The organism is Actinomadura nitritigenes (genome assembly GCF_017573545.1).
GTDB lineage: Bacteria > Actinomycetota > Actinomycetes > Streptosporangiales > Streptosporangiaceae > Spirillospora > Spirillospora nitritigenes.
Map to the genome: position 1 here is coordinate 38,222 of NZ_JAGEOK010000020.1, position 18,971 is coordinate 57,192.

Sequence of the window (18,971 nt, forward strand, 5' to 3'; positions counted from 1 at the left end):
GATGAACGCGATGCCATCGATGAACGCGATGAAGACGACACTGGCCGCGGGCGCCGCCCTCCTCCCCTTCCTGGCCGGCTGCACCGTGGCCGGGAACGCCGCCGGCGGCGGGGGCTCGGGGCGGATCGTCGTGGGGTACCAGTCCAAGACCATCAACACCGTCACCGCCGGGACGCTGCTGCGCTCGCTCGGCTACTTCGAGAAGCGGCTGAAGGCGCTCGGGAAGCAGGACGGCACGGAGTACTCGGTGGTGTGGCGCGACTACGACACCGGCGCGCCCATCACCGCGCAGATGCTCGCCGGGAAGATCGACATCGGCTCGATGGGCGACTACCCGCTGCTGATCAACGGGTCGCGGGCGCAGGCCCAGGGCGGCGACGCGAAGACCTCCTGGGTGTCGGTGACCGGCTACAACATGCGCGGCTCCCTGAACGGCGTGGTCGTCGCCCCGGGCTCCAAGGCGAAGACGCTGCGCGACCTCAAGGGGCGGACGGTCTCGACGAGCGTCGGCTCAGCGGGGCACGGCACCTTCGTCCAGGCGGCCCGCGAGTACGGGCTGGATCCCGCCAAGGACGTCAAGGTCGAGAACCAGCAGCCCACGGTGGGCGCGTCGGCGTTGCAGGCGGGCAGCGCGGCGGCGTTCGCGCAGTTCGTCGCCTGGCCCGGCCTGCTGGTGGACAAGGGGCAGGCGCGGCTGCTGTACGACGGCGGCCGGCTCGGCGTGCCCACGTTCCACGGCGTGGTGGTGCGCGACCAGTTCGCCGAGAAGGACGGCAAGGTGCTGGACGCGTTCCTGCGCGCGCAGATCGACGCGACCGACTACCTGCACGCGCACCCGCTGGCGGCGGCCGAGTCGGTGGCGTCCACCACCGGGCTGCCCGCCGAGACCGTGTACCTCTACAACGGCGCGGGCGGCGTCGCCACGTTCGACCCGACCATCAAGCAGGGGCTGAAGGACGCCTTCGTGCACGACGTCCCGTTCCTGAAGTCCATCGGGGTCATCCAGACCCCCTTGGAGGTCGGGCCCTTCATCAACGACTCCTACATCAGGAAGGCGTACGGCGCGTCCTACGACCACGACGCCGCGTCCACCGCCAACCCCGCCGCCATCACCGGGACCGACGAGGTGTGCAAGACCAGGGTGGACGACCCGAAGACCGCCGGCGAGGTGTGGGTGCAGGGCGAAGAGAGCACGCGCCCGGTGGCCGACCCGGTCTGCCTGCTGAAGAACGTGCGCGCGCTCCAGGGCCAGGGCAAGCGGCTCAGGGCCGTCTACATCCCGGACGCCACGACCGGCACCCGCTGGTTCGCCGACAAGGACGTCTGGGTCGAGGACCCGGCCGCCAAGGCGGGGGAGAGGTTCAAGCCGTTCGCCACGGAGGAGGGCGCGCGGGAGTACGTCGCCGCGCACTCCGGCGCCGAGGTCGTCACCTATGACGAGGCGGTGAAGAGCGCGTGAGCGGCCTCCTGCGCTGGCCCGTCCGCGCCGCGTCCCTCCTGGCGGCGCTCGCGGTGTGGCAGATGCTGACCGCGGCGGACGTCAGGCTGTGGGTCCGGTTCGACCGGTTCCCCGGCCCGGCCGACGTGCTGCGGGAGTTCGGCCGGCAGGCCGAGCACGCCCAGTACTGGCAGGACGTCGCGCAGAGCCTCGTCCGCATCCTCACCGGGTTCGCGCTCGCCGCCGTCCTCGGCGTCGCCGCGGGCGTCGCCACCGCCCGGTCCCGGTGGGCGGGCGACCTGCTGCAGCCGCTGTTCGAGGTGGCCCGGCCGATCCCGGCGATCGCGCTGGTGCCGGTCGCGATCCTGCTGTTCCCCGCGAACGAGCAGGGCATCGTGTTCATCACCTTCGCCGCCGCGTTCTTCCCCGTCCTGGTCGGCACCCGGCACGCGGTGAAGGCCCTCCCGCTCGTGTGGGAGGACGCCGTCCGCACGCTGGGCGGCAGCCGCGTCCGGGTCCTGTCCGGGGTCGTGCTGCCGGGGATCCTGCCCGGCGTGTTCGGCGGGCTGTCCATCGGGATGGGCGTCGCGTGGATCTGCGTGATCTCCGCCGAGATGATCTCCGGCGACTTCGGGGTCGGCTACCGGACCTGGCAGGCGTACACGATCGTCGACTACCCCGGCGTGCTCGTCGGGATGGCCACCATCGGGCTGCTCGGCTACCTCACCTCCGCCGCCGTGGAGCTGGCGGGCCGCCGGCTGACCCGCTGGCTGCCGAGGGAGGGGCGCTCATGACGGGCGGAGCGGACCGGAGGGCCCGGGGACCCGCCTCCCCGCGCGGCGCCGGGAGCGCGATCGAGCTGCGGGCCGAGGGCGTGACGCTCGCCTACGGCGGCCGGCCCGTCGTCACCGGGCTCGACCTGACCGCCGAGGCGGGCGAGGTCCTCGCCGTGCTCGGCCCGTCCGGCTGCGGGAAGTCGACGCTGCTGCGCGCGTTCGCCGGGCTGCTGCCCGCCGCGTCCGGGCGCGTCCTCGCCGGCGGGGAGCCCGTCACCGGGCCGTCCGCCGACCGGGCGCTGATGTTCCAGGACGACGCGCTGCTGCCGTGGCGGACCGCGCGCCGCAACGTCGAGCTGGCGCTGTCGCTGCGCGGCGTGCGGCGGGCGGAGCGGCGCGCGGCGGCGGACCGCTGGCTGGCCCGGGTCGGCCTCGGGGACGCCGCCGGGCGGCTGCCGCGCGAGCTGTCCGGCGGGATGCGCCAGCGCGTCCAGCTCGCCCGGACGCTCGCCGCCGGGCCCCGCGCGATCCTCATGGACGAGCCGTTCGGCGCGCTCGACGCGCAGACCCGCGCGAGCATGCAGCGGCTGCTCCTCGACGTGATCGCCGACGCGCCCGCGACCGTCGTGTTCGTCACCCACGACGTCGACGAGGCGCTGCTGATCGGCCACCGGATCGCCGTCCTCGGCGCGGGCGGCGTCACCGCGCGGTTCCCAGCGCGCGCGCCCCGCGAGGAGGTCCTCGCGGCGCTGGGCGCGCGTGCCGAGGCGCGGGAGACCGATGCGCGGGACACCGGTGCGCGGGACACCGATGCGCGGGAGACCGAGATGAAGGAGATCGTGTGATGGAGATCCCCGCCGCGACCGAGCGGCGCGAGCTGGCCGCCGACGTGCTGGTGATCGGCGGCGGCACCGCCGGGACGATGGCCGCGATCACCGCGGCCGAGCACGGCGCGTCCGTGCTGCTGCTGGAGAAGGCGCACGTCCGGCACTCCGGGGCGCTCGCCATGGGCATGGACGGCGTGAACAACGCGGTCATCCCGGGCAAGGCCACGCCGGAGGACTACGTCGCCGAGATCACCCGCGCCAACGACGGCATCGTGGACCAGCGGACCGTCCACCAGACCGCCACGCGCGGGTTCGCCATGGTGAAGCGGCTCGAGAGGTACGGCGTGAAGTTCGAGAAGGACGAGCACGGCGAGTACGCGGTGCGCCGCGTCCACCGCTCCGGCTCCTACGTGCTGCCGATGCCCGAGGGCAAGGACGTCAAGAAGGTGCTCTACCGGGTGCTGCGGCAGCGCTCCATCCGGGAGAAGGTGCGGATCGAGAACCGCGTGATGCCGGTGCGCGTCCTGACGTCGGGCGGGCGCGCCGTCGGGGCGGTGGGGTTCGACACCCGCAGCGGCGAGTTCGTCACCGTGGCGGCCGGGGCGGTGATCCTGGCGACCGGGGCGTGCGGCCGGCTCGGCCTGCCCGCGTCCGGCTACCTGTACGGGACGTACGAGAACCCGACCAACGCGGGCGACGGCTACGCGATGGCCTACCACGCGGGCGCCGAGCTGAGCGGCATCGAGTGCTTCCAGATCAACCCGCTCATCAAGGACTACAACGGGCCCGCCTGCGCCTACGTCGCCAACCCGTTCGGCGGGTACCAGGTCAACGCCGAGGGCACCCGGTTCGTCGACTGCGACTACTGGTCCGGGCAGATGATGTCCGAGGTCAAACGGGAGATCGACTCCGCGCGCGGGCCGATCTACCTCAAGCTCACGCACCTGCCGGACGAGACGCTGACCGCGCTCGAGGGCATCCTGCACAGCACCGAGCGGCCGACGCGCGGCACGTTCCACGCGGGCCGCGGCCACGACTACCGCACGCACGACGTGGAGATGCACATCTCCGAGATCGGGCTGTGCGGCGGGCACTCGGCGTCCGGCGTCTGGGTGGACGAGAACGCCCGCACCACCGTCCCCGGCCTGTACGCGGCGGGCGACCTGGCCTGCGTGCCGCACAACTACATGATCGGCGCGTTCGTGTTCGGCGACCTCGCGGGCGCGCACGCGTCCGCCCACCTGCCCGCCGGCCGGGGCGGGCCGGCCGAGCTGCCCGAGGACCAGATCCGGGCCGCGCACGAGCTGATCTACCGCCCGCTGCGCAACCCCGGCGGCCCGCCGCAGCCGCAGGTCGAGTACAAGCTGCGCCGGTTCGTCAACGACTACGTCGCGCCGCCGAAGACGCGGACCAGGCTCGACATCGCCGTCGAGACGTTCGCGCGGATGGAGACCGAGATCGCCGGGATGGGCGCGCGGACCCCGCACGAGCTGATGCGCTGCGCCGAGGTCACCTTCATCCGCGACTGCGCCGAGATGGCCGCCCGGTCGTCCCTCACCCGCACCGAGAGCCGCTGGGGCCTCTACCACGACCGCGCCGACCTGCCCGAACGCGACGACGCCGAGTGGATGTTCCACCTCAACCTGCGGCGCCGCGACGACGGCGCGATGGAGTTCGTCAAGCGGCCGGTCGCCCCGTACCTCGTGCCCGTCGAGGAGTTCACCGTCCCCGAGGGCGCCGAGCCGCAGGTCCTCGGGGCGGGGTCCGCCGCACGGGTCGCGGCCGCGGCCCGCCCGGCCGAGGGGCCCCGTCGCACGGCCGCGGTCGGACGGTCCCCGCGGCTCCTGGAGCTGCAGCGGCTCGCCGAGACCGAACCGGACGTCGGCGCGGTCGCCGCCTACCTGTCCGACCCCGACCCGAAGGTGCGGCGCGCCGCCGTCGCCACCCTCACCGAGGTCGCCCCGGACGACGTCGCCGGGGCGCTCGCCACCGCGCTCGGCGACGCGCACGGCTCCGTCCGGCACGCCGCCGCGACGGCGCTGCGCGAGCTCGTCGAGGTGCTGCCGGCGACGGGGGAGGTCCGGGACGCGCTGAGCGGAGCCCTGGGCGTCCCGGACGCGCAGGTGCGGGCCGCGGTCCTGGACGTCCTGCGCGCGCTGCGCCTCGGCGGCGCGGACGTGTTCGCCGCCGCGCTCGGCGACCCCGACCACCGCGTCCGGCTGCAGGCCGTCCGCGGGCTGGTCGCGCACGACGCGGCGGACGGGGTGGCGCGCGCGGCCGGCGACGCGTCCCGCGAGGTGCGGATCGCCGTCGCGCACGGGCTCGGCACGATCGGCGCCCCGGCGTCCGCCGCCGTCCTCGGCCGCCTCGCCGGCGACGCCGACGACCTCGTCCGCGCCGCCGCCTTCGAGGCCCTCGCGGGCGTCGGCTGCCCGCCTCCGCTGGACGCGGCCGCGGCGGCGGCGCTGCACGACCCGGCGTGGCAGGTCCGCGCCGGCGCCGCGCGGGGCCTCGCGGGCGCCGACCCGGGCACCGCGTCCGTCCCGCTGATCAAGGCCCTGGACGACCCGCACCTCGACGTCCGCAAGGCCGCCGTGATCGCGCTGTCCGCCCAGCCGCGCACCGCCGAGACCACCGAGGCGCTGAGCGCCGCGCGGTCCGACCCGGACGCCGACGTCCGCGCCCACGCCCGCCGGGCCCTCATCTCCTGACCCGCCGGGGCGCCCCCTGACCCGTCAGGGGAGCGCGGCCAGGGCCAGCAGGGCGGCGGTCGCGGCGATCTCCACCAGCGCGCCGAAGACGTCGCCGGTGACGCCGCCGAGCCGCCGGACGGCGTGCCGGAGCATCAGCAGCGCGGCCGCCAGGCCGACCACCACCGCCGCGAGCCCGTGCAGGGCGCCGCCGAGGCCGCCGGACGCCGCTCCGGCGGCCCCGGCGGCGGCCAGGACCGCGACGGTCGCGACGAGCGCGCCGCGCGCCGGGACCGTCCCCGCGACCAGCGCGCCCAGCCCGCCCGGGCGGGCCGCCGGAACCCCCTCCCGGCACGCCCACGGCAGCGCCAGCCGGCCCGTCACGCCGGCGATCAGCGTGGCGACGGCGGCGTGCGGCGCCGACGCCAGCGCCGCGACCTGGGCCAGCACGACGAGCAGCAGCGTCACGACGCCGAACGGGCCGATGTCCGACCGCTTCATGATCGCGAGCGCGTCCCCGGCGGGCCGCCCGCTGCCCAGGCCGTCCGCGAGGTCGGCGAGGCCGTCCAGGTGCAGCGCCCGGGTGAGCACCGCCGCCGCGCCCACCGCGAGCGCGGCGGCGAGCAGCCCGGACAGGTCCAGCGCGTCGCCCAGCAGCAGCACCAGCGCGGCGGCGCCGCCGGTGAGCAGCCCGACGAGCGGCGCCGCCAGCATCGCGGCCCGGCCCGTGTCCCGGTTCACCTCGGGCGTCCGCAGCGGAACGATCGTGAGCAGCGTCACCGCCAGCCGCGCCCCGGCCCAGGCGCCCCTCACGGCAGCTCCAGGACGCGGCCCGCCACCACCAGCGCCGCCTCCTCCGACTCGGCGGCGAGCCGCTGGTTCACCAGCCCGAGCATGTCGCGGAACGCCCGCCCGGACGGGGTCGCGGGCACCAGCGACAGCCCGACCTCGTCGGACACCGCGACCACCCGGGCCGCGGTGCCGCGCCACGCCTCGACCACCGCGTCCAGGGCCGGCAGCACCCGCCGCGGGTCGTCCCACGCGCCCGCCTCGTCCATCGCCGCCGCCAGCCACGTCCCGATCCCGTCCACCAGGACGGCCCCGGACGCCGACGCCAGCACGCCCGCCAGGTCGGTCGTCTCCGCCGTCCGCCACCAGGCCGGACGGCGCCGCCGGTGCGCCTCGACCCGCGCGCCCCACTCCGGATCGTCGTCGCGGACCGGGCCGGTCGCCACGTAGAGGACGTCGGGGGAGCCCGCGAGCCGCAGCTCGGCCTCCGCCGACTTGCCCGACCGCGACCCGCCGAGCAGCAGCGTCCGGAACGGGCCGTCCTGCGGCCGCGCCCAGAACGCCGTCCGCCGCGCCAGCTCCGCCGGCGACGGCATCCGGTGGTCCACGTGGACGGCCATGACGCGCGTATCGGCCGTCACCGCGCCGATGCGGCGCAGGTGGCCGAGATGCTCGGGCGAGCCCGCCAGGTCGAGCAGGACGGCGTCGTAGCGCGCGTCCGGCACGGGCTCCGGCCGCGCGCCCGGCCCGGACGCCATCAGGACCCGCCCTCCGCCGGGGGCCCGCACGTCGAGCCCGCCGGGGACCCGCGTGCGGGGGAGGTCCTCGGCCGGGACGCCGTCGAGGAGCACGGTGGCCGGCTCATGCCGCACCCCGGCGGCCCGGAGCCGCCCGCAGGACGCGCAGCGGCAGCCGTCACCAGGCCAGCCGCCCGGCGCGGCGATACCGCGGAGTTCGATGTCCATAACGGTCCGAAACTCTACGGGCCCACCTGGATACGCTCACCTGGAAGGATCACGACCTCCCGGCAGAAGGAGACCCCCGGTGGGCAACCCCCCGACCCCGCCCTGGCCGGACCAGGGGCCGCAGCCGCCCTACGGCCCCCCTCCCGTGCCGCCGAACGGCCCCGCGCCCGTGCCCCCGGGCGCCCCGCCGGCGCCGCCGATCACCGTGCCCCCGCCCGGCGGGCGGCCCTGGCAGCCCGGCCCGCCGCCCCCGCCGCGCCGCGGCCCGGGCCTGCTGATCGCCCTGATCGGCGGCGGTCTCGTGCTCGTTCTCGTCGCGGTCGCCGCCGTCGTCCTGCTCACCCGAGGCGGCGGCAAGGACGGCGGGGACCGCGCCGACGGCGGCTCGGACGGGACGGGCTACCAGACCGGGCGGATCGCCGGCGGCGCGGAGGCGCTCCCGAACCCCGACGGCAGCCTCACCATGGCCAGGCCGGGCGTCACGTCCCCGGTCGTCGACATCTACGAGGACTTCTCCTGCCCGCCCTGCGGCAACTTCGACCGCACCAACGACCCGATGCTCAAGCAGGTCGCCGTGGCGGGCGAGGCGAAGGTCGTCTTCCACCCGATGGTCATCTTCGGCGCGGGCACCGAACCGCAGCACGGCAACTCGACGCGCGCCGCGTCCGCGCTGCGGTGCGTCCGCGAGGGCGCGCGCTGGCTGTCCTACCAGGACGCCCTCTACGCGCACCAGCCGTCCGAGAGCAGCGAGGGGTACGCGACCTCCGACCTGCTCGCCTGGGCCGCGCCCCTCGGGCTCACCGGCGACGACTTCAGGAACTGCGTCACCGGGCAGCGGTACGCCTCCGACGTCGGCCGGGTCAGCCAGTCCTACATCTCGTCCGGCGTCCAGGGGACCCCGTCCGTGCGGGTGAACGGCAGGCTGCTCGCCTCGTCCGACACCCAGACGCCGGACGCCCTGCGGCGCGCCATCGAGGCCGCGTCCTGACCGGAACGGCTAGTCTCACCCGCGACGAGGGAGGTCGAGCGCGATGGCGTGGAGCTGGCGTTTGGAGAAGGCCGACGGCCGGACGGTCGGCACGTCCGAGGAGACCTTCACCACCCAGTCGGACGCGGAGAGCTGGCTGGGCGAGAACTGGCGGAGCCTGCGCGCCGGCGAGGTCGACAAGGTGACGCTGCTGGACGGCGAGACCGTCGTCTACGAGATGAGCCTGCAAGACCCGGAGTGACGTGGGACGGCCCGCCGGGGCGGAAGGGCCCGCACCGAGCGGAAGGGGCCGCGGGACGGGCGTCCCGCGGCCCCTTCCGCCGTCCGGCGCGCCTCAGCTCACGGGCGGGTGCGCGGGCTGACGGTCTTGGACGCGTCGCGGATCACCGCGTCGCCGAGCACGTCGTCGATGCGCTTCAGCACGTCGGCGTCCAGCTTCACCCCGGCCGCCTTCACGTTGTCCGCGACCTGTTCCGGACGCGACGCGCCGACGATCGCCGCCGACACGTTCGGGTTCTGCAGCGTCCACGCGATCGCCAGCTGCGCCATCGACAGCCCGAGGTCGTCGGCGATCGGCTTCAGGTTCTGCACGCGGGTCAGCAGGTCGTCGTTCAGGTAGCGCTTGATCATGTCGGCGCCGCCCTTGTCGTCGGTGGCGCGCGACCCCTCCGGCAGCGCCTGCCCCGGCTTGTACTTGCCGGTCAGCACGCCCTGCGCGATCGGCGACCAGACGATCTGGCCGATCCCCTCGCGCTCGGACAGCGGGACGACCTCCTCCTCGATGACCCGCCACAGCATCGAGTACTGCGGCTGGCTCGACACGATCCGGTCGAACCCCATCTCGTCGGCGATCTTCAGGGCGCGCTCGATCTCCTCCGCGCGCCACTCCGACACGCCGACGTACAGCACCTTGCCCTGCCGGACGAGGTCGTCGAACGCGCGGAGGGTCTCCTCCAGCGGCGTCTCGTAGTCGAACCGGTGGGCCTGGTAGAGGTCCACGTAGTCGGTGCCGAGGCGGCGCAGCGAGCCGTTGATCGACTCCATGATGTGCTTGCGGGACAGGCCCCGGTCGTTCACGCCGGGCCCGGTGGGCCAGTAGACCTTCGTGAAGATCTCCAGCCCCTCGCGGCGCTGCCCCTTCAGGGCGCGTCCGAGGACCTCCTCGGCGCGCGTCCCGGCGTAGACGTCCGCGGTGTCGAAGGTGGTGATCCCCTCGTCGAGGGCCGCGCGCACGCACGCGCGCGCCGCGTCCTCCTCGACCTGGGAGCCGTGGGTGAGCCAGTTGCCGTACGCGATCTCGCTGATCTTCAGACCGCTCCGGCCCAGGTATCGGAACTCCATGCCCACGACCCTAGCCCCGCGGAGATCACCGCCGGTCCCGGCGGGTGCGCCGCCGGCGGAACGTTCCCGGCGCGGAGAGGCGCCGGGGGCGTCGCGTCAGACCTTGTCCTTCTCGCCGATCTTCACCTGCGGGCCGGGCATCCGCAGCCGGCGGATCTGCATCGCGCGCATCGCCGCGTAGAGCCCGACGCCCTTGGTGTCCTCGTCCGGGTGCCGCTCGGCGGCGAGCTTCTTGACGCCCCGGCTCAGCATCAGGCCCTCGCCGAACACCACGATCAGCAGCAGCGGCGGCGCGAACAGCACCAGCAGCTTGGCCGCCGGGATCGGCAGCAGGCTCAGCAGCACGATCGCGAACATCCCGTACATGAGGTACGAGCCGACGGTGCGGCGCGCGTCCACGTAGTTGCGGGCGAGCCGCCGGACCGGCCCCTTGTCCCGTTTGAGGAGGTACTTCTCGTCCCCGCGGGCCATGCCGGCGCGGGCGCGCTCGCGCTCGGTCGCCTGCCGCTCCCGCACCTTCTTGTACGCCTCCTTGCGCGTGGAGGGCGCGGTGATCGGCTGGCGGCGGCGCTTCTCGGCCTCGCTCCGCTTCGGCGTGGGCCGCCCCTTGCCTCCCGGCTTCGGCGTTACTACCTGAGGAGGATTCGGCGGGGCTTCCGGGGTACGACGCTTGAACACGGGGTCAGCCTACCGGCTGCGAACATCGTGGCTGCCTCGCGCGTTAACGCGTAGGGTGATAAGAACCCCAGCAGTGGTCATTGAGCCCAGTATGCGACTGAGGCACAGCACGAAGGGACCGGCGCCGCGCGATGAGCGTGATGAAAAGAATGTCGATGATCTTCAAGGCCAAGGCCAACAAGGCCCTGGACCGGGCTGAGGATCCTCGCGAGACGCTCGACTACTCCTACCAGCGCCAGCTGGAGATGCTGCAGAAGGTCCGTCGGGGGGTCGCCGACGTCGCCACCTCGCGCAAGCGTCTCGAGCTGCAGATCAACCAGCTCGAGCAGCAGCAGAACAAGCTGACGGACCAGGGCAAGAAGGCGCTGCAGGTGGGCCGCGAGGACCTCGCCCGCGAGGCGCTGACCCGCCGGTCCGGGCTGGACTCCCAGCTGAACGACCTGCGCGCGCAGTACCAGCAGCTGCAGGGCGAGGAGGAGAAGCTCACGCTCGCCTCCCAGCGGCTGCAGGCCAAGGTCGACTCCTTCCGCACCCGCAAGGAGACGATCAAGGCGACGTACACCGCCGCCGAGGCGCAGACCAAGATCAACGAGGCCTTCTCCGGCATCTCCGAGGAGATGGGCGACGTCGGCCTGGCGATCCAGCGCGCCGAGGAGAAGACCGAGAACATGAAGGCGCGCGCCGGCGCCATCGACGAGCTGCTCGCCTCCGGCGCGCTCGAGGACTTCTCCGGCCCCCGCGACGACATCCAGGCGGAGCTCGACCGGATGGGCTCCGGCCCCGGCGTCGACCTCGAGCTGGAGCGCCTGAAGGCCGAACTCGGCCAGGGCCCGGCGCCCAAGGAGCTGAACCAGGGCTCGCCCACGGCGCAGCCCCAGCAGCAGCACGACACCCCGCAGCAGGCCCCGTGGCCGCAGCAGCCCGGGGGTGCGCAGTGATCGTCCGCCTCATGGGCGAGGGGCAGCTGGACGTCGCCGACGGCGACCTGGCCGAGCTCAACACCCTCGACGGCGAGCTCGAGTCGGCCATCGAGGCCGGCGACGAGACGGCGTTCCGCACCGCGCTGCACGCCCTGCTGGAGAGCGTGCGCAAGGTCGGCAAGCCGCTGCCGGCCGACAGCCTGGCGCCGTCCGAGCTCATCCTGCCGCCGGCGGACGCGGCGATCGACGAGGTGCGCGCCATGCTCGGCGACGAGGGGCTGATCCCGGACTAGATCCCTGGCCGCCCGGCGGGGCGGCCAGGGGCCGGTCGTCCTCCAGGACGATTCGCGCGGGACTCCGGCGGTGCCTGGCACAAAAACCGGGGCTCGCGCGTTCTCACAAGTGAATCGGGGAAAGAAAACTGGGGGTTGCCGGATGGCCTCGACGCGTTACGCCTCCGACCGGGGGCTGACGTCACGCATGCTCGTGACCATGTTCCTGCTGGGACTGGTCTACGTCGTCTTCGTGACGGCCTTCTTCGTGATCGCTCCGAAGTTCGGGGTGGTCGCTCTCGTCATCGCGCTCGCGTTCTTGTTCGCGCAGTACTTCTTCTCCGACAAGCTGACGATGTTCGCCATGCACGGCCGGGAGGTCTCGCCGGAGGAGGCGCCCGAGCTGCACGGCGTGATCGACCGCATCTGCGCCATGTCGGACGCGCCGAAGCCGCGCGTCGCCGTCGCCGACACCGACGTGCCGAACGCGTTCGCGACCGGCCGCAACCAGAAGAAGGCCGTGGTCTGCGTGACCACCGGGCTGCTGCGCAGGCTCGACCCGGTCGAGCTGGAGGGCGTGCTCGCCCACGAGATGGCGCACGTCGCGCACAAGGACGTCGCGGTCATGACGATCGCCTCGTTCCTCGGCATCTGCGCCGGCCTCATCACCCGCTTCGGCCTGGAGTGGGGCCTGTGGGGCGGCTTCAACCGCCGCGACAACGACCAGAACACCGGCCTGATCCTGCTCGCCGTGGTCGCGGTGAGCGCCGTGGCCTACGCGGTCAGCTTCCTGCTCACCCGGGCGCTGTCGCGCTACCGGGAGCTGTCGGCCGACCGGGCCGCCGCGCTGCTGACCGGCCGCCCGTCCGCGCTGGCGAGCGCGCTGACCAAGGTGTCCGGGGAGATCGCCCGGATCCCGACCAACGACCTGCGCTCGGCGCAGGCGTTCAACGCCTTCTTCTTCGCCCCGGCGTTCGGCAAGGGCTTCACGATCTCGCACCTGTTCTCGACGCACCCGTCGCTCGACAAGCGGCTCGCGCAGCTGTCGAAGATCTCCGACCAGCTCAGCAGGGGAGTCTGACCCGTGGGTTTCCTGGACACGCTGCTCGGCCGGTCCAAGCCGGTCAAGCCGGACCTCGACCAGCTCTTCGGGCTGTCCACGGCGGCGATCACACTGGAGGCCGCGACCGGGTTCAAGCCGACCGGGCTCGGCTCGGTCTGCTTCCGGGCGGCCGAGGGCGGCGCGTTCGCGCGGCTCCAGGCCGACGTCCAGGAGTTGCTCGACGCCGACGAGGGGCCGAAGGTCGAGATCAGCACCGACTCCTACGGGTACACGTGGCTGCTGGCGACGCACCCGCCGGAGGAGCTGCCCGACCTGGTCACCGACCTGCACGCGGTGAACTCCACGCTGGAGTCGGGCGGGTTCGGCCCGCACCTGCTGTGCTCGCTCGCCGGCTTCCGCGGCCCGGAGGGGCAGCGGCTCGCGCTGGTCTACCTGTACAAGCGCGGCACCTTCTACCCGTTCGCGCCGCTGCCCGGCGACAAGCGGGACAACGCCCTGGAGCTGCAGGTGCGCGGCGCGGTCGGCGCCGACCTGCCGTTCGAGGCGGACCTCGGCCGCTGGTTCCCGGTGTGGGGCGCCCCCGGCCTGTGACGGGCCGCCCCCGCGCACTCCGGTCCGGGACGCTCTGATCTGTGGGCTGATGCGGGGTATGTCTGTGATCGAACGTCCACGGTCGGCTCATGCGGGAGGCGTAATGACCGGACGTCCCTGGGACCACGCCCGCCACTGCGACGCGCTGGAGGCGGAGGCCGCCGCGTTCGCCGAGATCGCCGCGGGCGCCGACCTCGAGGAGCCCGTGCCGTCCTGCCCCGGCTGGTCCGTCGCCGAGCTGGTCCGCCATCTCGGCGCCATGCACCGGTGGGCGGGCGGCACCGTCCGGGTGGGTGCCCCGCGCCGGCTCAGCCTGCGCGAGCTGGGCGTCTCGTTCCCGGTGGTGCCGGGCGACCACCTGCCCTGGTACACCGAGGGCGCCGGACGGCTCCTGGAGATCCTGCGGGCGGCCGACCCGGACGCCCCCGTGTGGGCGTGGGGCGTCGACCAGCACGTCCGCTTCTGGTCCCGGCGGATGCTGTTCGAGACCGCCGTGCACCGCGCCGACCTGGAGATCGCCTGCGGCCGGACGCCCGCCGTCGCCCCCGACACGGCCGCCGACGGGATGGACGAGCTGCTGGAGAACCTGGAGCGGGCCGCCGCGTTCGCGCCGAAGGTGGAGAACCTGCGCGGCGACGGCGAGGTGCTGGCGTTCGAGGCCGCCGACCTCGGCTCCCGCTGGCTGTTCCGCCTCCTGCCGGACCGCTTCGAGTGGAGCCGCCACGACGCCCCGGACGGACCCGGCGAGCCCGGCGCCGCCGACGCGACCGTCCGCGGCGCTGCCTCGGACGTCTTCCTGTTCCTGTGGGGCCGCCGCAAGCTCGGCGACTCCGCCCTGGAGTTCTCCGGCAACGACGACCTGCTCGTCCACTGGGTCGAAAACTCTGCGATCTGACCGGGGCAAGGCCGCGGCCATCGCGCGAGCGCGCTATCTGACCGGCGGGGCGACGCCGGAGGCGAGCCCCGCCGGGAAGCTCGCGAAGCGAGGTCGCGCTCGCCCAAGCCTGGTCAGGGGGCGAGCCGCCAGGCGAGCCCCCTGGGCCAGGTTTGTCAAGGCAGAGCGAGCATCTGGTCGAGTGCGGCTCTGGCGTTGCGGGCGGTGTCCTCGTCGACCGTGATCACGTTCTCCACCTCGCCGCGCACCAGCGACTCCAGCGACCACACCAGGTGCGGCAGGTCGATGCGGTTCATCGTGGAGCAGTAGCAGACGGTCTTGTCGAGGAACATGACGTTCTTGTCCGGGTGGGCGTTCGCGAGGCGCCGGACGAGGTTCAGTTCGGTGCCGACCGCCCAGGACGTGCCGGGGTCGGCGGCCTCGATCGCCTTGATGATGTACTCGGTGGAGCCGATCTGGTCGGCGGCCGTGACGACCTCGTGCCGGCACTCGGGGTGGACGAGCACGTTGACGCCGGGCACGCGCGCCCGGACCTCGTCCACCGACTCCTTGGTGAACCGGCCGTGCACCGAGCAGTGGCCGCGCCACAGGATCATCCTGGCGTCGCGCAGCTGCTCGTGGGTGAGGCCGCCCTCGCGGCGGTGCGGGCTGTAGACGACGCAGTCGTCCAGCGAGAAGCCCATCTCCAGGACGGCGGTGTTGCGGCCGAGGTGCTGGTCGGGCAGGAACAGCACCTTCTTGCCCTTGGAGTACGCCCAGTCGAGGGCGCGCTTGGCGTTGGACGAGGTGCACACCACGCCGCCGTGCCGGCCGACGAAGCCCTTGATGTCGGCCGAGGAGTTCATGTACGTGACCGGGACGACGTCGTCGGCGACGCCCGCGTCCTCCAGGACGTCCCAGCACTCCTCGACCTGGTCGAAGGTCGCCATGTCGGCCATGGAGCAGCCGGCGCCGAGGTCGGGCAGGATCACCTTCTGGTGCGGCGCGGTGAGGATGTCGGCGGACTCGGCCATGAAGTGCACGCCGCAGAACACGATGTAGGGCGCCTCCGGGCGCGCGGCGGCCTTCTGCGCGAGCTTGAACGAGTCGCCGGTGACGTCGGCGAACTGGATGACCTCGTCGCGCTGGTAGTGGTGGCCGAGGACGAACACCGAGTCGCCGAGGGCCGCCTTGGCGGCGCGGGCCCGCTCGACCAGCGCGGGGTCGGACGCCGGGGGCAGCTCGCCCGGGCAGTCCACGCCGCGCTCGCTGGCCGGGTCGGAGCCCTCGCCCAGGAGCAGCAGCGGAAGGTCGCGCACTGGGGTGGTCACGGGAGTCTCCCTCCTGCGACGGGACTTATCGTCGCTCTGACGACTAATGATGGCACACCATCGCCGCGGGGGAGGTGTGACGTAGGCCGCACCGCCCTGCGGCGTTAAACACGGGCGATACGCGGAATGGGCTTGTGGCGAGGTACGTTGTCCTACGGGAAGAGGCGTAAGTCGTCCTCGAGGACAAGCGACAGTCCGCCGCATCGCGGCGCAGCGAGACCCGGGAGCTGAACACATGACGGTTTCAGGCGAGACCACGCAGGAGACCACGCAGCAGGGCGTCATCCTCACCGACGCCGCCGCCGAGAAGGCCAGGGGCCTGCTCGAGCAGGAGGGCCGCGACGACCTTGCGCTGCGTGTCGCCGTGCAGCCGGGCGGCTGCTCCGGCCTGATCTACCAGCTCTTCTTCGACGAGCGGGAGATGGACGGCGACCAGATCCAGGACTTCGGCGGGCTGAACGTGCGCGTCGACCGGATGAGCGCGCCCTACCTGACCGGCGCCACCATCGACTTCGTCGACACGATCGAGAAGCAGGGCTTCACGATCGACAACCCGAACGCGTCGGGCTCCTGCGCCTGCGGCGACTCCTTCAACTGACGGAGCACCGCCGGCCCGCGGGCCGGCGGAGGGGCGGCCGGACGAGACGTCCGGGCCGCCCCTTTCGCATGCCCGCCCCGCACCGCCGGGATGCGCACCCGCCGCGTCGTGTGGTCCGATGGGAAGTAGTCTTTCCGGGTTGAAACAGCCGGTGACAAGCCGGACGACCACGACGAGGAGAGCGACGCGTGCGCATCGCCGTGACTGGCTCCATTGCGACCGACCATCTGATGACCTTCCCCGGAAGGTTCTCCGACCAGCTCCTGCCCGACCAGCTCGACCGGGTCTCGCTGTCCTTCCTGGTGGACGAGCTGGAGATCCGCCGCGGCGGCGTCGCCGCGAACATCTGCTTCGGGATGGGGAGCCTCGGCAAGGAGTCCATCCTCGTCGGCTCCGTCGGCGACGACTTCGCCGACTACCGCTCCTGGCTGGACCGGCACGGCGTCGACACCGCCTCCGTGCACGTGTCCGAGCTGCACCACACCGCCCGGTTCCTGTGCACCACCGACCAGGACCAGAACCAGATCGCCTCCTTCTACACCGGCGCGATGAGCGAGGCCCGCTCCATCGAGCTCGGCCCGGTCGCCGATCGCGTCGGCGGCCTCGACCTCGTGCTGATCAGCGCGAACGACCCGGAGGCCATGCTCCGGCACACCGACGAGTGCCGCTCGCGCGGCATCCCGTTCGCCGCCGACCCGTCCCAGCAGCTCGCCCGGATGGACGGCGCGGACGTCCGCCGCCTCCTGGACGGCGCCGCGTACCTGTTCAGCAACGAGTACGAGAAGGCGCTGTTCGAGGAGAAGACCGGCTGGTCGGGCGAGGAGGTGCTGTCCCGGGTCGGGATCCGCGTCACCACCCTCGGCGCCAAGGGCGTCGTCATCGACCGGCAGGGGGAGGAGGGCCTGCACGTGCCCTGCGTCCCCGTCCAGAACGTCGTGGACCCGACCGGCGTCGGCGACGCGTTCCGCTCCGGCTTCCTGTCGGCGACGGCCTGGGGCCTGCCGCTGGAGCGCGCCGCGCAGGTCGGCAGCACCGTCGCGGCCCACGCTCTGGAGGCCGCCGGCCCGCAGGAGTACACGCTGTCGCGGCGGGCGTTCCTCGACCGGCTCTCCGCCGCCTACGGCGCCGGTGCGGCCGCCGACGTCGAGCCGCACCTCACCTGCCCCAACGCGTGAGCGGCGCGTCGCAGGGGACCGCGCCCGCGCGGCCCCCGGCGACGGCGTGGCGTCAGTACGTCCGGCGGATGTGGAAGCCCCAGCCGCCCTGCGGGAGCGTCTCCTCGCGGACGAAGTCCTGCGACTTCATCCGGCACCAGGCGGGAACGTCGGTGCGCGCGGCGGCGTCGTCGGCGAGGACCGCGATGACCTCGCCGACCGGGACCTCGCGGATCCGCTCCGCCAGCATGATGATCGGGATCGGGCACTTGCGGCCGAGCGCGTCGATGACCAGGGCCGGGGGAGGCCAGGCGGGTTCGGCGGGGGGCGGTGCCGCCGTCCCGTTGGAGACTCCGCTCCTGGCGCGGCCTCGGAACCTCATGGGCGCGACCGCCTCCCTTTCCTGATGCTTCGGGCTCGATGTGGTGTTCTGCCGCCGGTGCCGGTCACGGGTCCAGCGCGTTCAGCGCCGTCCGGCGCAGCCGGGCCACGGTGCCGGGGAGGACGGTGAGGAACCGGTCGACGTCGGCGGAAGCCACGCCACGCGGCAGCGATACCCGCACGTTCCCATGGGTAATCACTCCCATCGCCTCGAGCACATGACTCGGACGCAGCGTATCCGCCGTGCACGAGCTACCGGACGAAACGGCGAAACCCGCGCGGTCGAGTTCGGTCAGCAGCGCCTCGCCCTCCACGTACAGGCAGGAGAACGTGACGATGTGCGGCAGCCGGCGGACCGGGTCGCCGACGACCTCGACGTCCGGCACGGCCGCCGGGACCTCCGTGCGGATCCGGTCCACGAGCGCGGCGAGCCGCGGGCCCTCCTCCTCCGCCTCCGCGCGGAACGCCTCCAGCGCGGCGGCGGCCGCCACGGCGGCCGGGACGTTCTCGAACCCCGGGACGCGGCGCGCCCCGCGCTCGTCGGCGGGCAGCGGGGAGCGCCACCGGGTGCCCTTGCGGATCGCGAGGACCCCGACACCCGCGGGCCCGCCCCACTTGTGGGCGCTGCCGGCCAGGAGCGACCAGCCGCCGGGCACGTCCACCCGGCCGAGCGACTGCGCGGCGTCCACCAGCAGCGGCACGCCCGCCGCGCGGCACGCCTCGGCCGCCTCCGCGACGGGCTGGAGCGTCCCGACCTCGTGGTTGGCCGACTGCAGGCACGCCAGCGCGGTGTCCGGGCGCAGCGCCGCGGCGAACGCGGCCGGGTCGACGCGCCCGGACCGGTCGACGCCGACGACCGTGACCTCGCCGCCGTCCGCCTCGTGCAGCTCGGCGGCGTGCAGCACGCTGGAGTGCTCGACCGCGCTCACCACCAGGTGGCGCCCGGCCCGCCGGCGCGCCTGGAGCCCCCCGAGGACCGCCAGGTGCACCGCCTGGGTGCCCGACGACGTGAACGACACCTCGTCCGGCCGTGCGCCCAGGACGCCCGCGACGCGCGCGCGGGCCCGGTCCAGCAGCATGCGGGTGCCCCGGGCCCGCCCGTACAACCTGGCGGGATCGGCCCAGCCCGCGTCCAGCGCCTCCAGCAGCGCCGCTCGCGCCGCGGGATGCGGCGGCTCGGTCGAGGCGGCGTCGAAGTACCCGTCCGGCGCACTGGAGTCAGCCACGCCAGAACACTAACCGGGCACCCGATCGGGGGTTCGCGCGACCCTAGCGCTAGTGTGTCCACCACACGT

At 73.8% G+C, this 18,971-nt stretch carries 20 protein-coding genes; 13 read left to right on the plus strand and 7 right to left on the minus strand.

Annotated features, from left to right (window positions below):
* Position 1: 1 nt before the first annotated feature.
* The 4 genes from J4557_RS28890 to J4557_RS28905 are packed head-to-tail and all read left to right on the plus strand — an operon-like array spanning position 2 to position 5,752.
* Entirely contained in the window at positions 2 to 1,459 is a 1,458-nt protein-coding gene (locus J4557_RS28890) for an ABC transporter substrate-binding protein (protein WP_243776506.1), read from the plus strand.
* Positions 1,456 to 2,232 carry an ABC transporter permease gene (locus tag J4557_RS28895; RefSeq protein ID WP_307800266.1) on the plus strand — a complete coding sequence of 259 codons (777 nt, stop codon included), beginning with the start codon at positions 1,456 to 1,458 and terminating at the stop codon, positions 2,230 to 2,232. The genes J4557_RS28890 and J4557_RS28895 overlap by 4 nt, the downstream gene beginning before the upstream one ends.
* A complete protein-coding gene (locus J4557_RS28900) occupies positions 2,229 to 3,059 on the plus strand; it encodes an ABC transporter ATP-binding protein (protein WP_208269907.1) in 831 nt (276 codons plus the stop codon). The genes J4557_RS28895 and J4557_RS28900 overlap by 4 nt, the downstream gene beginning before the upstream one ends.
* Positions 3,059 to 5,752, plus strand: coding sequence for a fumarate reductase/succinate dehydrogenase flavoprotein subunit (locus tag J4557_RS28905; protein ID WP_208269908.1), 2,694 nt, complete (start codon positions 3,059 to 3,061; stop codon positions 5,750 to 5,752). The genes J4557_RS28900 and J4557_RS28905 overlap by 1 nt, the downstream gene beginning before the upstream one ends.
* Before the next feature lie 24 nt (positions 5,753 to 5,776).
* Here the strand turns inward: J4557_RS28905 and J4557_RS28910 are convergent, their stop codons facing one another.
* Together J4557_RS28910 and J4557_RS49930 are read right to left on the minus strand one after the other, a co-directional pair.
* Positions 5,777 to 6,544 carry an adenosylcobinamide-GDP ribazoletransferase gene (locus J4557_RS28910; protein WP_307800267.1) on the minus strand — a complete coding sequence of 256 codons (768 nt, stop codon included), beginning with the start codon at positions 6,542 to 6,544 and terminating at the stop codon, positions 5,777 to 5,779.
* Positions 6,541 to 7,485 (minus strand): bifunctional adenosylcobinamide kinase/adenosylcobinamide-phosphate guanylyltransferase, encoded by a 945-nt coding sequence (locus tag J4557_RS49930; RefSeq protein WP_243776507.1) that lies wholly within the window; start codon positions 7,483 to 7,485, stop codon positions 6,541 to 6,543. Before J4557_RS49930 ends, J4557_RS28910 begins: the two co-directional genes overlap by 4 nt.
* 79 nt (positions 7,486 to 7,564) lie before the next feature.
* Here J4557_RS49930 and J4557_RS51750 point away from each other — a divergent pair, with 79 nt between their 5' ends.
* Both J4557_RS51750 and J4557_RS28920 read left to right on the plus strand, forming a co-directional pair.
* Positions 7,565 to 8,473 (plus strand): DsbA family protein, encoded by a 909-nt coding sequence (locus tag J4557_RS51750; protein ID WP_208269909.1) that lies wholly within the window; start codon positions 7,565 to 7,567, stop codon positions 8,471 to 8,473.
* Positions 8,474 to 8,516: 43 nt separating this feature from the next.
* Positions 8,517 to 8,714, plus strand: coding sequence for a hypothetical protein (locus J4557_RS28920; RefSeq protein WP_208269910.1), 198 nt, complete (start codon positions 8,517 to 8,519; stop codon positions 8,712 to 8,714).
* Positions 8,715 to 8,812: 98 nt separating this feature from the next.
* On the opposite strand, the gene J4557_RS28925 is transcribed toward J4557_RS28920, so the two are convergent.
* Positions 8,813 to 9,814 (minus strand): aldo/keto reductase family protein, encoded by a 1,002-nt coding sequence (locus J4557_RS28925; protein WP_208269911.1) that lies wholly within the window; start codon positions 9,812 to 9,814, stop codon positions 8,813 to 8,815.
* Positions 9,815 to 9,910: 96 nt separating this feature from the next.
* Positions 9,911 to 10,492, minus strand: a complete 582-nt coding sequence (locus J4557_RS28930) for a DUF3043 domain-containing protein (RefSeq protein WP_208269912.1) — start codon at positions 10,490 to 10,492, stop codon at positions 9,911 to 9,913.
* A gap of 131 nt (positions 10,493 to 10,623) precedes the next feature.
* Here J4557_RS28930 and J4557_RS28935 point away from each other — a divergent pair, with 131 nt between their 5' ends.
* The 5 genes from J4557_RS28935 to J4557_RS28955 all read left to right on the plus strand — a co-directional run bounded on the left by J4557_RS28935 (position 10,624) and on the right by J4557_RS28955 (position 14,233).
* Positions 10,624 to 11,430, plus strand: coding sequence for a PspA/IM30 family protein (locus tag J4557_RS28935; protein WP_206700381.1), 807 nt, complete (start codon positions 10,624 to 10,626; stop codon positions 11,428 to 11,430).
* On the plus strand, positions 11,427 to 11,705 hold the full coding sequence (pspAA, locus tag J4557_RS28940; protein ID WP_208269913.1) for a PspA-associated protein PspAA: 279 nt from the start codon (positions 11,427 to 11,429) through the stop codon (positions 11,703 to 11,705). Before J4557_RS28935 ends, pspAA begins: the two co-directional genes overlap by 4 nt.
* 142 nt (positions 11,706 to 11,847) lie before the next feature.
* On the plus strand, positions 11,848 to 12,765 hold the full coding sequence (gene htpX / locus J4557_RS28945) for a zinc metalloprotease HtpX (protein WP_208269914.1): 918 nt from the start codon (positions 11,848 to 11,850) through the stop codon (positions 12,763 to 12,765).
* Between the two features lie 3 nt (positions 12,766 to 12,768).
* Positions 12,769 to 13,338, plus strand: coding sequence for a PspA-associated protein PspAB (gene pspAB, locus J4557_RS28950; protein ID WP_208269915.1), 570 nt, complete (start codon positions 12,769 to 12,771; stop codon positions 13,336 to 13,338).
* Positions 13,339 to 13,441: 103 nt separating this feature from the next.
* On the plus strand, positions 13,442 to 14,233 hold the full coding sequence (locus J4557_RS28955; protein ID WP_208269916.1) for a maleylpyruvate isomerase family mycothiol-dependent enzyme: 792 nt from the start codon (positions 13,442 to 13,444) through the stop codon (positions 14,231 to 14,233).
* Between the two features lie 155 nt (positions 14,234 to 14,388).
* Here the strand turns inward: J4557_RS28955 and nadA are convergent, their stop codons facing one another.
* Entirely contained in the window at positions 14,389 to 15,543 is a 1,155-nt protein-coding gene (gene nadA, locus J4557_RS28960; protein ID WP_208269917.1) for a quinolinate synthase NadA, read from the minus strand.
* A 235-nt stretch (positions 15,544 to 15,778) separates the two neighbouring features.
* Here nadA and J4557_RS28965 point away from each other — a divergent pair, with 235 nt between their 5' ends.
* Together J4557_RS28965 and J4557_RS28970 are read left to right on the plus strand one after the other, a co-directional pair.
* On the plus strand, positions 15,779 to 16,141 hold the full coding sequence (locus J4557_RS28965) for a HesB/IscA family protein (RefSeq protein WP_190868582.1): 363 nt from the start codon (positions 15,779 to 15,781) through the stop codon (positions 16,139 to 16,141).
* A gap of 188 nt (positions 16,142 to 16,329) precedes the next feature.
* Positions 16,330 to 17,316 carry a carbohydrate kinase family protein gene (locus J4557_RS28970; protein ID WP_208269918.1) on the plus strand — a complete coding sequence of 329 codons (987 nt, stop codon included), beginning with the start codon at positions 16,330 to 16,332 and terminating at the stop codon, positions 17,314 to 17,316.
* A gap of 52 nt (positions 17,317 to 17,368) precedes the next feature.
* Here J4557_RS28970 and J4557_RS28975 read toward each other — a convergent pair whose 3' ends face one another.
* Together J4557_RS28975 and J4557_RS28980 are read right to left on the minus strand one after the other, a co-directional pair.
* The gene (locus J4557_RS28975) at positions 17,369 to 17,677 is read right to left on the minus strand and encodes a sulfurtransferase TusA family protein (protein WP_208269919.1); all 309 of its coding nucleotides are present in this window, start codon (positions 17,675 to 17,677) and stop codon (positions 17,369 to 17,371) included.
* A gap of 64 nt (positions 17,678 to 17,741) precedes the next feature.
* Positions 17,742 to 18,902: a cysteine desulfurase family protein gene (locus tag J4557_RS28980; RefSeq protein WP_208269920.1), complete on the minus strand. Its 1,161-nt coding sequence runs from the start codon at positions 18,900 to 18,902 to the stop codon at positions 17,742 to 17,744.
* Positions 18,903 to 18,971: the final 69 nt, after the last annotated feature.